Source organism: Streptomyces sp. W16, assembly GCF_033194735.1.
Taxonomy (GTDB): Bacteria; Actinomycetota; Actinomycetes; order Streptomycetales; family Streptomycetaceae; genus Streptomyces.
Genome location: NZ_JAWOAI010000022.1, coordinates 1 through 12,911, shown reverse-complemented (window position 1 = coordinate 12,911; position 12,911 = coordinate 1). Strand labels below are relative to the sequence as shown.

11 protein-coding genes are annotated in these 12,911 nt (G+C 69.6%); 6 read left to right on the top strand and 5 right to left on the bottom strand.

All coding sequences use genetic code 11. From position 1 onward, the window contains the following. Nucleotides 1–12 precede the first annotated feature (12 nt). The 4 genes from R6V09_RS04965 to R6V09_RS04950 all read right to left on the bottom strand — a co-directional run bounded on the left by R6V09_RS04965 (nucleotide 13) and on the right by R6V09_RS04950 (nucleotide 4,807). On the bottom strand, nucleotides 13–177 hold the full coding sequence (locus R6V09_RS04965) for a hypothetical protein (RefSeq protein ID WP_019055237.1): 165 nt from the start codon (nucleotides 175–177) through the stop codon (nucleotides 13–15). A 46-nt stretch (nucleotides 178–223) separates the two neighbouring features. Next, nucleotides 224–1,282 (bottom strand): glycosyltransferase family 2 protein, encoded by a 1,059-nt coding sequence (locus R6V09_RS04960; RefSeq protein ID WP_317880100.1) that lies wholly within the window; start codon nucleotides 1,280–1,282, stop codon nucleotides 224–226. A gap of 282 nt (nucleotides 1,283–1,564) precedes the next feature. Then, nucleotides 1,565–2,860: a M18 family aminopeptidase gene (locus R6V09_RS04955; RefSeq protein ID WP_317880099.1), complete on the bottom strand. Its 1,296-nt coding sequence runs from the start codon at nucleotides 2,858–2,860 to the stop codon at nucleotides 1,565–1,567. A 120-nt stretch (nucleotides 2,861–2,980) separates the two neighbouring features. Beyond that, nucleotides 2,981–4,807 carry an acyl-CoA dehydrogenase gene (locus R6V09_RS04950; protein WP_317880098.1) on the bottom strand — a complete coding sequence of 609 codons (1,827 nt, stop codon included), beginning with the start codon at nucleotides 4,805–4,807 and terminating at the stop codon, nucleotides 2,981–2,983. 126 nt (nucleotides 4,808–4,933) lie between these two features. Here R6V09_RS04950 and R6V09_RS04945 point away from each other — a divergent pair, with 126 nt between their 5' ends. The 4 genes from R6V09_RS04945 (at nucleotide 4,934) to R6V09_RS04930 (ending at nucleotide 8,240) form a co-directional block, all read left to right on the top strand. After that, a complete protein-coding gene (locus R6V09_RS04945; protein ID WP_317880097.1) occupies nucleotides 4,934–5,410 on the top strand; it encodes an SseB family protein in 477 nt (158 codons plus the stop codon). Nucleotides 5,411–5,519: 109 nt separating this feature from the next. Next, nucleotides 5,520–6,491 (top strand): pirin family protein, encoded by a 972-nt coding sequence (locus R6V09_RS04940; protein ID WP_317880096.1) that lies wholly within the window; start codon nucleotides 5,520–5,522, stop codon nucleotides 6,489–6,491. Nucleotides 6,492–6,681: 190 nt separating this feature from the next. Then, on the top strand, nucleotides 6,682–7,080 hold the full coding sequence (locus R6V09_RS04935) for a peptidase inhibitor family I36 protein (protein WP_317880095.1): 399 nt from the start codon (nucleotides 6,682–6,684) through the stop codon (nucleotides 7,078–7,080). A gap of 80 nt (nucleotides 7,081–7,160) precedes the next feature. Beyond that, the gene (locus tag R6V09_RS04930) at nucleotides 7,161–8,240 is read left to right on the top strand and encodes an AI-2E family transporter (RefSeq protein WP_317880094.1); all 1,080 of its coding nucleotides are present in this window, start codon (nucleotides 7,161–7,163) and stop codon (nucleotides 8,238–8,240) included. Here the strand turns inward: R6V09_RS04930 and R6V09_RS04925 are convergent. After that, nucleotides 8,192–10,354: an ATP-binding SpoIIE family protein phosphatase gene (locus R6V09_RS04925; protein WP_317880093.1), complete on the bottom strand. Its 2,163-nt coding sequence runs from the start codon at nucleotides 10,352–10,354 to the stop codon at nucleotides 8,192–8,194. The two genes, R6V09_RS04930 and R6V09_RS04925, sit on opposite strands and share 49 nt — an antisense overlap. A gap of 165 nt (nucleotides 10,355–10,519) precedes the next feature. On the opposite strand from R6V09_RS04925, the gene aspS reads away from it, so the two are divergent. Beyond that, nucleotides 10,520–12,283, top strand: coding sequence for an aspartate--tRNA ligase (gene aspS, locus R6V09_RS04920; protein ID WP_317880092.1), 1,764 nt, complete (start codon nucleotides 10,520–10,522; stop codon nucleotides 12,281–12,283). 128 nt (nucleotides 12,284–12,411) lie between these two features. Next, the coding region (locus R6V09_RS04915; protein WP_442809976.1) for a dioxygenase family protein at nucleotides 12,412–12,911 on the top strand (500 nt) is incomplete at its 3' end.

Genomic DNA, 12,911 nt, shown 5'->3' with positions numbered 1-12,911 from the left:
GCATCAGCGAGTTCAGCGGCGGCGCGCCCGCGGCGCCAGCTTGTAGAGCGCCATACCCGCCGCCACCAGCGTGGTCGCCGCCACCATCATCGCCATGCTGTTCAGCCACAGGCCCGTCGCGGCCAGTGTGGCGCCACCGGCGCCGGTCGTGCCGGCGCCGACAACTCGTCCGTACATGAATGTTTCTCCTTGCGGGGTGTTGTGAGGTTGCGTGAGGGGTGGGCTAGGTGGCCACCCACTTCTCCTCGCTGCGGCGGGCCAGCCCCCACAGTGAGGTGAAGTAGACGGCGTGCTGGAAGAGGTCGTAGAGCATCTCGGGGATCATCAGCGCGGCGACCAGCACCGCGAGGGGTCCGGCGCGGCGGACGGAGACGGTCTTCTCGACCACGAAGATCAGGCCGATGGCGGTCCAGAGCGGGGAGAGGCCGGGCCAGCCGTACATCGTCGTGTAGGTCGCCATGAAGGTCAGGTAGATCAGGAAGGACAGGGCGCCGAAGCCCATCAGGAACTGCTGGAGGAAGTAGCGGGCGGTGACCTTGGTCCAGCCGTAGTCGCGGAGGTTCTCCAGGGCGCCGCGCTGCCAGCGCAGGCGTTGGTGCCAGAGTTTGGGGAGGCTGGTCATGACCTCGGTGGTGACCGCGCAGCCCGCCGGGGACATGGCGCGGTAGCCGAGGGTCTTGACCGCCTTGGTCATCTCGTCGTCCTCGGTGAGCGAGGCGAGGCTGTAGTAGCCGTCGCCGCCGCCGATGAGGCCCGAGCGGCGGGCGCCCTGGACCTCGCGCAGGACGCGGGCCCGGAACATCGTGCCGGTGCCGGTGAGGACCTGGGCCTTGCCGCCGGTGCGGTCCAGCTCCCAGGCGTAGCGCTGGAACTCCATGCGCTGGAGCAGGCCGAGGAGTCCGCCGCCCTGTTCGCCGTAGAAGACTCCGCCGACGGCGCCGACCTTGCGGTTGAAGGTGGCCATCGCGGTCTCGCTGAACCAGGGGTTGAGGACGGTGTCCGCGTCCTGGACGAGGAGGAGGTCGCGCTCGTCGAGGTGGGGCAGGACCCAGTCGATGGCCTGGTTGAGGGCGCCGGCCTTCTTGTGCGTGTTGCCCTGGGTCGCGAAGATGTCGGCGCCGTGCGAGGCGGCGACTTCGGCCGTGTCGTCGGTGCAGTTGTCGGTGACGACGACGATCAGGTCCGGTTTACGGGTTTGCCGCCACAGGCCCTCGATCGCGGCGCCGATGCGGTCCGCTTCGTTGTGGGCCGGGATCAGGACCACCAGCCGTGGTTCGGGCACGGCAGCAGCCTCCCCCGTGAAGATCGTGAGACGGGTCCGGGGCTGCCTCTCCCTGGACCCTCAACTGCACAGAGTCTTCACGAGGTTCACACAACCGCACAATACGACTTGCGTCACGGATTGCTCACGGTTGTCTGTGGATGTCTTGTGCGGGCGATTACGCCCGAGTGCGGACTGTGCCCCGAATCAGTCGCGGTAGCCGCGCGCGTCATCGTCCCGGCCCAGTCCGCCTCCAGGTACCCGGGACGGCAACACCCGTGTGCCGAGCGGGAGTTGAGTTGACTAACCCTCCAGGAACGCCGCCAGCGCGTTGGCCAGCAGGAACGGGTCGCGGTCGCCGCAGAGTTCGCGGGCGCTGTGCATGGAGAGGATCGCCACGCCGATGTCGACGGTCTTGATGCCGTGCCGGGCCGCGGTGATCGGGCCGATCGTGGTGCCGCAGGGCATGGAGTTGTTGGAGACGAAGGTCTGGAAGGGCACGCCGGCCTTCTCGCAGGCCGCGGCGAACACCGCGCGGCCCGAACCGTCCGTGGCGTAGCGGTTGTTGACGTTGACCTTGAGGATCGGCCCGCCGTTGACGCGCGGGTGGTGGGTCGGGTCGTGCCGCTCCGCGTAGTTGGGGTGCACGGCGTGCCCGGTGTCGGAGGAGAGGCAGACGGTGCCCGCGAAGGCCCGTGCCCGGTCCTCGTACGACCCGCCGCGCGCGAACACCGAACGCTCCAGCACCCCGCCGAGCAGCGGTCCGTCCGCGCCCGTGTCGGACTGCGAGCCGTTCTCCTCGTGGTCGAAGCCGGCGAGCACGGGGATGTACGGCAGGTTCTCGCGGGCGGCGGCGGAGGCGAGCGCGGCGGCGCCGGCCTGCAGGGACAGCAGGTTGTCCATGCGCGGACCGGCGACCAGCTCCTCGTCGCGGCCCAGGTAGGAGGGTGCCTCCACGGAGTGCGTCATCAGGTCCCAGCCGGTGACCTCGCCCGGCGCGAGCCCCGACTCCTCCTCCAGGAAGGCGATCAGGTCGCCGTCGCGGATATCGTCGCCCAGGCCCCAGATCGGCTGGAGGTGGCGCTGCTTGTCCAGCTTGAGCCCGTCGGCCGACACGGAACGGTCCAGGTGGATGGCGAGTTGGGGCACCCTGAGCAGCGGCCGGTCCACGTTCACCAGGCGGGTCGAGCCGTCCCGCAGGGTCAGCCGGCCCGCGATGCCCAGGTCGCGGTCGAGCCAGGAGTTGAGCAGCGGTCCGCCGTAGATCTCGACGGCGACCTGGCGCCAGCCGTGACCGCCGGTGTCGGGGCGCGGCTTGACCCGCAGGTTCGGGGAGTCGGTGTGCGCGCCGATGATGCGGAAGGGGGTGTGGGGTGCCGCACCTTCGGGGACGAACCAGGCCACGATCGCGCCACCGCGGAGCACGTATTTGCCGCCGGTCGTCCCCTCCCAGGCGTCCGTCTCGGCGACCTGCCTGAATCCGGCCTTCTCCAGCCGCTCGGCGGTGTTCGCCACGGCGTGGTACGGCGTGGGGGACGCCGCGAGGAAGGACATGAGGTCGTCGGTGTGGCCGCGGTCGAAGCGGGGGGGTTCGCTCATGGGGTTCACCTTAACGACGTGCGAGGGCCCGCTCCCGGCGTTGGGAGCGGGCCCTCGCAGGGGCGATGTGGGGTTTCGCGAAGCTGTTCCGGTCTGTCCCGGAACGGGTTCTCCGGCTGGCTAGAAGGCGGCTTCGTCCAGTTCCATCAGGTCCAGCTCGACACCCTCGGCGACCTTGCGGGCCAGGGTGAGACCGGGCAGCACGTTGGCCGCGAAGAACTTCGCAGCCGCGATCTTGCCGGTGTAGAAGGCGCGGTCCTTGGCGGAGGCCGTCTCCAGCTTCTCGACGGCGACCGCGGCTCCCTTGAGGAGCAGGTAGCCGACGACGACGTCACCGGAGGCGAGCAGCAGGCGGGTGGTGTTGAGGCCCACCTTGTAGATGTTCTTGACGTCCTGCTCGGTGGCCGCGAGGTCGGTGAGCATCAGGCCGACGATGGCCTCCAGCTCGACGGCGGCCTTGGCGAGGTGCTCACGTGCACCGGCCAGGTCCTCGCCGCCGGTGCCCAGCGCGAGGAACTTCTTGATGTCCTCGGCGAGGGAGTTGAGGGCCGCGCCCTGGTTGCGGACGATCTTCCGGAAGAAGAAGTCCTGGCCCTGGATCGCGGTGGTGCCCTCGTACAGGGTGTCGATCTTGGCGTCGCGGATGTACTGCTCGATCGGGTACTCCTGGAGGAACCCGGAGCCGCCGAAGGTCTGCAGCGACTGGGCGAGCTGCTCGTAGCCCTTCTCGGAGCCGTAGCCCTTGACGATCGGCAGGAGCAGGTCGTTGAGCGCGTGCTCGGTGGAGGCGTCGGAGCCCTCGGCCTCCTTGACGGCGATCGCGTCCTGGACCGAGGCGGTGTACAGCACGAGGGCGCGCATGCCCTCGGCGTACGCCTTCTGCGTCATCAGCGAGCGGCGCACGTCCGGGTGGTGCGTGATGGTGACCTTGGGCGCGGCCTTGTCGCCGAAGGCCGCGAGGTCGGAGCCCTGGACGCGCTCCTTGGCGTACTCAAGGGCGTTGAGGTAGCCGGTCGACAGCGTCGAGATGGCCTTCGTGCCGACCATCATGCGGGCGAACTCGATGATCCGGAACATCTGGCGGATGCCGTCGTGCTTGTCGCCGATCAGCCAGCCCTTGGCGGGGTGGCGGTCGCCGAAGGTCATCTCGCAGGTGTTGGAGGCCTTGAGGCCCATCTTGTGCTCGACGTTGGTGGCGTAGACGCCGTTGCGCTCGCCCAGCTCGCCGGTCTCGACGTCGAAGAGGAACTTCGGCACGAGGAAGAGGGAGAGCCCCTTGGTGCCCGGGCCGTGGCCCTCGGGCCGCGCGAGCACGTAGTGAAGGATGTTCTCCTCCATGTCGTGCTCACCGGAGGTGATGAAGCGCTTGACGCCCTCGATGTGCCAGGAGCCGTCCTCCTGCTGGATCGCCTTGGTACGGCCCGCGCCGACATCGGAACCCGCGTCGGGCTCGGTCAGCACCATGGTCGAACCCCAGGTCCGCTCCACCGCGAGCTGCGCGATCTTCTTCTGTACGTCGTTGCCCTCGTCGTAGAGGATCCCGGCGAAGGCCGGCCCGGAGCAGTACATCCACACGGCCGGGTTCGCGCCGAGGATCAGCTCCGCGTACGACCAGATCAGGGAGGGCGGAGCCGTCGTACCGCCGATCGCCTCGGGCAGTCCCAGCCGCCAGTACTCGGACTCCATGAAGGCCTTGTAGCTCTTCTTGAAGGACGCCGGTACGGGCGCGGTGTTCGTCTCGGGGTCGAAGACCGGCGGGTTGCGGTCGGCGTCGGCGAAGGACTCCGCGAGCTCGTTCTCCGCGAGCCGGGTCAGCTCCTCCAGGACGCTCTTGGCGGTGTCCGTGTCCATCTCCGCGAACGGACCGGTGCCGTACAGCTTGTCGCGCCCGAGGACCTCGAAGAGGTTGAACTCGATGTCGCGGAGATTCGACTTGTAGTGCCCCATGGCGACGACTCCGTAGAAAGATATGTACGACGAGACTTGTACTAAGCAGTAGCTACGATGATGCTACCCGTCGGTAATAAGACGCAACCCCAAGCCGTCCATGTGTGACTCAGTAGTCTTGGCCGCATGTACGGCTACGACCAGAACGTTGGGGCCCAGCAGGGGTACGTCCCGCCCCAGCAGCAGATGGCCGGTGGCGCGGGCGGCTACGGCCAGCAGCCACCGCTCTACCCCGAGCCGTCCCCGCCCTCGCTGGCGGACGCGGTACGCGCCTTCACCACCGGGCAGATGGCCGCCGAGGACTTCCAGCAGGTCTTCGCGACCTCCAAGGTCTACTGTCCGCGCGGCGACAACCCGGGCTTCCTCGCGCTGCACAACACCCAGCAGCCGGTGATCCCGATGTTCACCTCGCTCAAGGAACTGCGCCGCTACGCCGGCAAGGAGTCCAAGTACTTCGTGATCACCGGCGCCGAGGTCATCGACCTGCTGCCGACGGGCTACGGCTTCGTCGTCGACATGGAGGGCGAGCACCGGATGGTGTTCGACGCGAAGGCGGTCGAGCAGATGGTGGAGTTCGCTATGCGGAGGATGTACGGCGGCTAGCCGTCCCACCCCTGTGGAGCCCGGAGGGAATGCCCTCCGGGCTTCTTCTGTTGTGGGGTAGCAGAAAGTTCAACGCTCAACTAAACTCGACGCACAAGGAGGTCCCGACATGCCTGCAGTGACCGTAGAGAACCCGCTGACCCTGCCCCGCGTGGCCGCGCCGGCCGACGCCGTGGCACGTCCCGTGCTCGCCGTCTCGACCGCGCCCAGCGGTTTCGAGGGTGAGGGCTTCCCGGTGCGCCGAGCGTTCGCCGGGATCAACTACCGCCACCTCGACCCGTTCATCATGATGGACCAGATGGGCGAGGTGGAGTACGCGCCGGGCGAGCCCAAGGGCACCCCCTGGCACCCGCACCGCGGCTTCGAGACCGTCACCTACATCATCGACGGCGTCTTCGACCACCAGGACTCCAACGGCGGCGGCGGCACCATCACCAACGGCGACACCCAGTGGATGACGGCGGGCGCGGGCCTGCTGCACATCGAGGCGCCGCCGGAGTCCCTCGTCGTGTCCGGCGGGCTCTTCCACGGCCTGCAGCTGTGGGTGAACCTCCCGGCCAAGGACAAGATGATGGCCCCGCGCTACCAGGACATCCGCGGCGGTCAGGTGCAGCTGCTGACGACCCCGGACGGCGGCGCGCTCCTGCGGGTCATCGCCGGTGAGCTGGACGGCCACCAGGGCCCCGGCATCACCCACACCCCGATCACGATGATCCACGCGACGGTGGCGCCGGGTGCGGAAGTCACCCTGCCCTGGCGTGAGGACTTCAACGGTGTCGCGTACATCCTGGCGGGCAAGGGCTCGGTCGGCGCCGAGCGGCGCGCGATCCACATGGGCCAGACCGCGGTCTTCGGCGCGGGTTCGTCCCTGACCGTCCGCGCGGACGAGCAGCAGGACGGGAACACTCCGGACCTGGAGGTCGCGATCCTCGGCGGCCGGCCGATCCGCGAGCCGATGGCCCACTACGGCCCGTTCGTCATGAACACCCGCGAGGAGCTTCAGCAGGCCTTCGAGGACTTCCAGAAGGGCCGGCTGGGGACGATTCCCGCCGTCCACGGGATGGGCGAGGGCGGTCTGTAAGCCGTCGTGAAACCTTCGTAGAACGGAAATGCCCGAAGCCCCGTCCCTGTCCGGACGGGGCTTCGGGCATTTAGGTGGGCGGTCGGTCCGGGTCCTCCGTCCGGGTGAGCCGGACCCGGCCGGGGCATGAAGGTGCCGCGTACGGAAAGAGACCGGCTGAAAGTGGACATCGACCGCAAGGAAGTCACCCGTGCGTATCCGCATGAGTCTGGCCGTCGCCATGGCAGCCACCTGTCTCGCCCTCACGGGCGCGGCAGGCCCCACCCAGGCCCGTACCCCCTCCGCCTCCACCGAACATGCCGCGAGCGCCGCGCTGCAACGCGCGGACGAGACCTGCGGGGCCGGGGAGATCTGCTTCTGGCACGACAGGAACTACTCGGGCACCCCCTGGCGGTGGAGCCCCGCCTCCGGGTACCGCGACATGCCGTCCAACCTGCACGACCACGTGTACTCCTTCAAGGCCAACGCCAACGCGTGCTTCATCGACTGGAGCCCGCAGGAGAAGCGGCCGGTCGTCTCCGGCGACTACGCCCAGGCCTACGACACCAACTTCGGCACGAGGATCGACGCGGTGGGCCCCACCTGCTGAGTCCCTAGGGGCACTTGTCCCGTCACCCGGGCGGGCCGTCCTGCCAGGACGGCCCGCCCGATGCGTGATCGGCTGGGACCGTGCAGCACCCTCCCGATCACGTGCTTCCCGGTCCCGTACGACGCCTCGCCGCCTGGTGCGCCGTCATCCTGCTCGTCTCGGGGGTCGTCTACGTCGGGATCCGGCTCTGTGTCGAGTTCAGGACCGCCGTGACGCCCGTGCTGCTCGCGCTGCTCGGCACCGCGCTGCTCGGCCCGCTGTACCGGCGGCTGGTGCAGGCCGGGGTCAACCGGTCCGTGGCCGCCGGCATCACCTGCGTCGCCGTCGTCGCCGCGGTCGGCGGCGCCGTCTACATCGTCGTGGCCGCGCTGATCGACACCGGGGACCAGATCGTGTCCTCGCTCAAGGACGCGGCGAACTCCGTCTCCGACCACTTCGGGGCCGCCGGGACTTCGCTGGACGACCTCGCCTCCAACGCCAGGGAACTGCTCACCAAGTTCGGCGGGACGGCCGCCTCCAACGTGATCAGCGGGGTCAGCGTCGTCGGCGAGGCCATCGCCATGGCCGTACTGGCGCTGCTGCTCGTCTTCTTCTTCCTGCGCGACTCCCACCTCGCCACCGGACTGCTGCGCTCGCTCGCCCCGCACGGCACCGCCGACCTCGTCGAGGCCATGGCCCGCCGTGCCTTCGAGGGCGTCGAGGGCTTCATGCGCGGGACCACCGTCATCGCCCTCATCGACGCCCTCTGCATCGGCGTCGGGCTGCTCGTCCTGGACGTGCCCGGCGCGGTGGGCCTCGCCGCGCTCGTCTTCGTCGGCGCGTACATCCCCTACCTCGGCGCCTTCCTCTCCGGCGCGGTCGCCGTGCTGGTCGCGCTCGCCGACCGGGGTGTCGTCATCGCGCTGTGGGCCCTCGGGGTCGTCCTCGCCGTGCAGGTGCTGGAAGGGCACGTCCTCCAGCCGATGATCCAGAGCCGGACCGTGCAGATGCATCCGGCGGTGGTGATGATCGCGATCACCGCCGGAGCCTCGGTGGCAGGCATCCTCGGCATGCTGCTCGCGGTGCCGCTGACCGCCGCCGTCTTCGGCGTCGTCCACGAACTGCGGGAGCGCTACGGCACGACGGACCCCGCCGCGGAACCGTCGCCGTCGGACTCGTAGAGCTCGAACCAGATGCTCTTGCCCTCGCCCCTCGGGTCCACGCCCCAGGTCTCGGCGAGCAGCTCGATGAGGAGCAACCCGCGCCCGGAGGACGCCAGTTCACCGGGGTGCCGCTTGTGCGGGAGGTCGTCGCCGGCGTCCGTGACCGCGACCCGCATCCGCCGCTCACCGGCCTCACCGGCCACCTCGGCGGTCAGCAGGGCGTCGGCGTCGGTGTGCACGAGGACGTTGGTGAGCATCTCGGAGACGAGCAGGACCGCGGAGTCGACCTGGTCGGCGCCGGTCCAGTCGTGGAGGAGTTCGCGCAGCTGCTGCCGGGCCACCGCGATCCGCTCGGGTTCGGCCTGCGCGACCGTGAGCACCGTACGGCGGATCTTCGGCGGGTCGGTCACCGTGTCGCCGCAGCCGCAGCTCTCGCCCTCCCGGGACAGCAGGAGTACGGCGATGTCGTCCTCGCGGCGGTCGGCGAGCGGGCCGGTGGTGTGGTGCGAGGAGGGCCCGTGGACGGCCTGGACGAGCGCGTCGGCCAGTTCCTCCAGGTCGCCCTTGTGCTCCTCCAGGATGGTCCGGATGCGCTGCCAGCCGGTCTCCAGGTCGTGGCCGCCGGTCTCGATCAGTCCGTCGGTGCAGATCAGCATGGTCTCGCCGGGTTCCAGGGCGAGCGTGGTCGTCGGATAGTCGGCGTCCGGGTCGATACCGAGCGGCAGTCCGCCGGCTGTGGGCCGCATCAGCACCGTCCCGTCCGCCATGCGTATCGCCGGGTCGGGATGGCCGGCGCGGGCGATCTCCAGGACGCCGGTGTCCGGGTCGGCCTCGACGTACAGGCAGGTCGCGAAGCGCGGGTCGGTCATCTCGGCGTCGCCGTTGGTGATGCCGTGCAGGAAGCGGGAGGCGCGCGAGAGCACCGCGTCGGGGCGGTGCCCCTCGGAGGCGTAGGCGCGCAGCGCGATCCGGAGCTGCCCCATCAGCCCGGCCGCCCGCACGTCGTGACCCTGTACGTCGCCGATGACGAGCGCGATCCGGCCTCCCCCAGAGGGGGTGCCCCCAGGCAGCGGGATCATGTCGTACCAGTCGCCGCCGACCTGGAGTCCGCCGCCGGTCGGGATGTAGCGGGCGGCGACGCTCATGCCCGGGATCTCCGGGCCCAGCGTGGGCAGCATGGAGCGCTGGAGCCCGTCGGTCAGCTCGCGCTCGGACTCGGCGACACCGGCCCGGGACAGGGCCTGGGCGAGCATCCGGGCGACCGTGGTGAGGACGGACCGCTCGTCCGGCGTGAAGGCGACCGGGTAGGTGAAGGCGGCCATCCAGGCGCCCATGGTCCGGCCCGCCACGGTCAGCGGCAGGAACGCCCAGGACTGCCGGTGGAAGTGCTGGGCGAGCGGCCAGGTGACCGGGTAGCGGGACTTGTACTGCTCGGGGGTGGACAGATAGACGGCACGGCCGGTCCGGACGACCTCGGCGGCCGGGTAGTCGGTCACCATCGACATGTGCGAGAACGGGTCCTCGTCGCCGGGCTGATGCCCGTGGTGCCCGATGATCGTGAGCCGGTCGCCCGACACCCCGAACACGGCGAGGCCGTCCGGTGAGAAGCCCGGCATCGACAGGCCCGCCGCGACCCGCAGCACCTCCGCCGTGGACCGCGCCTCCGCCAGCGCCCGGCCCGCGTCCAGCAGGAAGGCCTCGCGGGAGCGCCGCCAGTCACCGGTGACCGCCGTCCGCCCGGCGGGAGTTCCCGGCGTGGGTTCGGTGACCTCCTGGAGGGTGCCGATCAGCTCGAAGGACCGGGTCTCGGGGTCGTAGGACGGCTTGGAACGGCTGCGGACGGTGCGGATCACCCGGCCCCGCTCGTCCATGATCCGGATGCGCACCTCGGCGAGGGTGTCCTCGGCGACGGCCAGCCCGACGACCCCGGCGATCTCGTTCCAGTCGACGGGGTGGAGTCGGGCCCGGGTCTGGGCCTCCGTGAGGGTGGTCGGCTCGGCGGGCAGCCCGAGCAGCCGTGCGGCCTCGGCGTCCACCGTGACCAGCTCCGTGGCGGTGTCCCAATGCCACAGACCGGTCGCGAGGGCGGCGAGTACCTCCCCCACGGCGGGCAGGGGCTCACCAGTGCGCATTGCCCCACTCTAAGAAGAGAAGATCGAACCCTGCCACCGAGGGAGCCCGGAGTTAATGGTGGGGAGGCGATGTATGGGTGGCCGGTACCCTTGGGACGTCCGGGCTCCGGCCCCGGACGTTTCACGTGAAACACTCCCCGATCCGCGAAGGCTGGATGAACGACGATGCATCGGTACAGGTCCCACACCTGCGGCGAGCTCCGCGCCTCTGACGTCGGCACCGACGTCCGGCTGAGTGGCTGGCTGCACAATCGGCGCGACCTGGGCGGCATCCTCTTCATCGATCTGCGCGATCACTACGGCATCACGCAGCTCGTCGCCCGCCCCGGCACGCCCGCGTACGAGGCCCTCGACAAGGTCACCAAGGAGTCGACTGTCCGCGTCGACGGCAAGGTCGTCTCCCGGGGCACGGACAACGTGAACCCGGACCTGCCGACCGGCGAGGTCGAGGTCGAGGTCGGCGAGGTCGAGCTGCTCGGCGCCGCCGCCCCGCTCCCCTTCACGATCAACACCGAGGACGGGGTCAACGAGGAGCGGCGCCTGGAGTACCGCTTCCTGGACCTGCGCCGCGAGCGCATGCACCGCAACATCATGCTGCGGTCCTCGGTGATCGCCTCGATCCGCTCGAAGATGGTCGCCCTCGGCTTCAACGAGATGGCCACCCCGATCCTGTCCGCGACCTCCCCCGAGGGCGCGCGCGACTTCGTGGTCCCGTCCCGTCTGAACCCGGGCAAGTTCTACGCCCTTCCGCAGGCGCCGCAGCAGTTCAAGCAGCTGCTGATGATCTCCGGCTTCGACCGCTACTTCCAGATCGCGCCCTGCTTCCGCGACGAGGACGCCCGCGCGGACCGCTCGCCGGGCGAGTTCTACCAGCTTGACGTCGAGATGAGCTTCGTGGAGCAGGAAGACGTCTTCCAGCCGATCGAGAAGCTGATGACGGAGCTGTTCGAGGAGTTCGGCGGCGGCCAGCCGGTCACCTCCCCGTTCCCCCGCATCCCGTTCCGCGAGTCGATGGTGAAGTACGGCTCCGACAAGCCGGACCTGCGCGCCAAGCTCGAACTCACCGACATCACGGACGTGTTCGAGGGCTCGGAGTTCAAGGCGTTCGCCGGCAAGCACGTGCGCGCGCTGGCGGTGCCGGACGTGGCGGCGCAGTCCCGCAAGTTCTTCGACCAGCTCGGCGACTTCGCGGTCACCCTCGGCGCGAAGGGCCTGGCCTGGGTCCGCGTGACCGAGGACGGCTCGCTGACGGGCCCGATCGCGAAGTTCCTGACGGAGGAGAACGTCGCGGAGCTCACGAAGCGCCTGTCGCTGGCCGCCGGCCACGCGGTGTTCTTCGGCGCGGGCGAGTTCGAAGAGGTCTCGAAGATCATGGGCGCGGTGCGGGTCGAGGCCGCGAAGCGTGCGGGTCACTTCGAGGAAGGCGTCTTCCGCTTCTGCTGGATCGTCGACTTCCCGATGTACGAGAAGGACGAGGAGACCGGGAAGATCGACTTCTCGCACAACCCCTTCTCGATGCCGCAGGGCGGTCTGGAGGCCCTGGAGACCCAGGACCCGCTGGACATCCTGGGCTGGCAGTACGACATCGTCTGCAACGGCGTGGAGCTGTCCTCCGGCGCGATCCGGAACCACGAGCCCGACATCATGCTCAAGGCCTTCGAGATCGCGGGCTACGACCGTGAGACCGTCGAGGAGCAGTTCGCCGGCATGCTGCGCGCGTTCCGCTTCGGCGCCCCGCCGCACGGCGGGATCGCCCCCGGCGTCGACCGCATCGTCATGCTGCTCGCGGAGGAGCCGAACATCCGCGAGACGATCGCCTTCCCGCTCAACGGCAACGCCCAGGACCTGATGATGGGCGCGCCGACGGAGCTGGACGAGACGCGACTGCGGGAGCTGCACCTGTCGGTGCGGAAGCCGCAGCCCAAGTAGTAGGGCCGCAGGTTCTCCTGTGTGAGGGGCTCGAAACCGGCATCGGTTTCGAGCCCTTTCGCTTGCCCACAGGATTCACAGCGCATTCTCATGTTCATGTCATGTCGGGCGCCCCTAGCGTCCCCGGCATGACGGATTCCCGAGTACCCCCCATGGATTCTGAAGTCCCCGAGGACAAGGGACAGTTGGCGCGCCGTACGGTCCTGGTGGCCGGGGGCGTGGCGGTGACGGCGGTGGGCGTCGCCGGAGCGCTGTCGGTGAACGCCTCGGCGCAGGAGAACGCTCCGCATCCGTATCCGCCGAAGGCGACCGCCTCGGGGGAGGCGTGCTACACGCTCACCTCGGAGCTGGTCGAGGGCCCGTACTACATCGACGCCGACAAGATCCGCCGTGACGTGACCGAGGACCAGGAGGGCATCCCGCTCACCCTCGACCTCAAGGTGATCGACGCGGACACCTGCAGACCGCTCCGCAACGCGGCCGTGGACATCTGGCACTGCAACGCGACCGGCGTCTACTCCGGCTACGAGGCGGGGGGAGGCGGCGGCCCGGCCCCCACGGGCGCGCCGCCCGAAGCCCTGGACGGCACGCAGCGCCGCACCGACCAGCCCCGCCCCACCGGCACCCC

What these genes read in the sequence shown, in the direction of transcription:
- R6V09_RS04965 (WP_019055237.1), bottom strand. Translation starts at nt 177, where the DNA reads ATGTACGGACGAGTTGTCGGCGCCGGCACGACCGGCGCCGGTGGCGCC.
- R6V09_RS04955 (WP_317880099.1), bottom strand. Translation starts at nt 2,860, where the DNA reads ATGAGCGAACCCCCCCGCTTCGACCGCGGCCACACCGACGACCTCATG.
- R6V09_RS04950 (WP_317880098.1), bottom strand. Translation starts at nt 4,807, where the DNA reads ATGGGGCACTACAAGTCGAATCTCCGCGACATCGAGTTCAACCTCTTC.
- R6V09_RS04945 (WP_317880097.1), top strand. Translation starts at nt 4,934, where the DNA reads ATGTACGGCTACGACCAGAACGTTGGGGCCCAGCAGGGGTACGTCCCG.
- R6V09_RS04940 (WP_317880096.1), top strand. Translation starts at nt 5,520, where the DNA reads ATGCCTGCAGTGACCGTAGAGAACCCGCTGACCCTGCCCCGCGTGGCC.
- R6V09_RS04925 (WP_317880093.1), bottom strand. Translation starts at nt 10,354, where the DNA reads ATGCGCACTGGTGAGCCCCTGCCCGCCGTGGGGGAGGTACTCGCCGCC.
- aspS (WP_317880092.1), top strand. Translation starts at nt 10,520, where the DNA reads ATGCATCGGTACAGGTCCCACACCTGCGGCGAGCTCCGCGCCTCTGAC.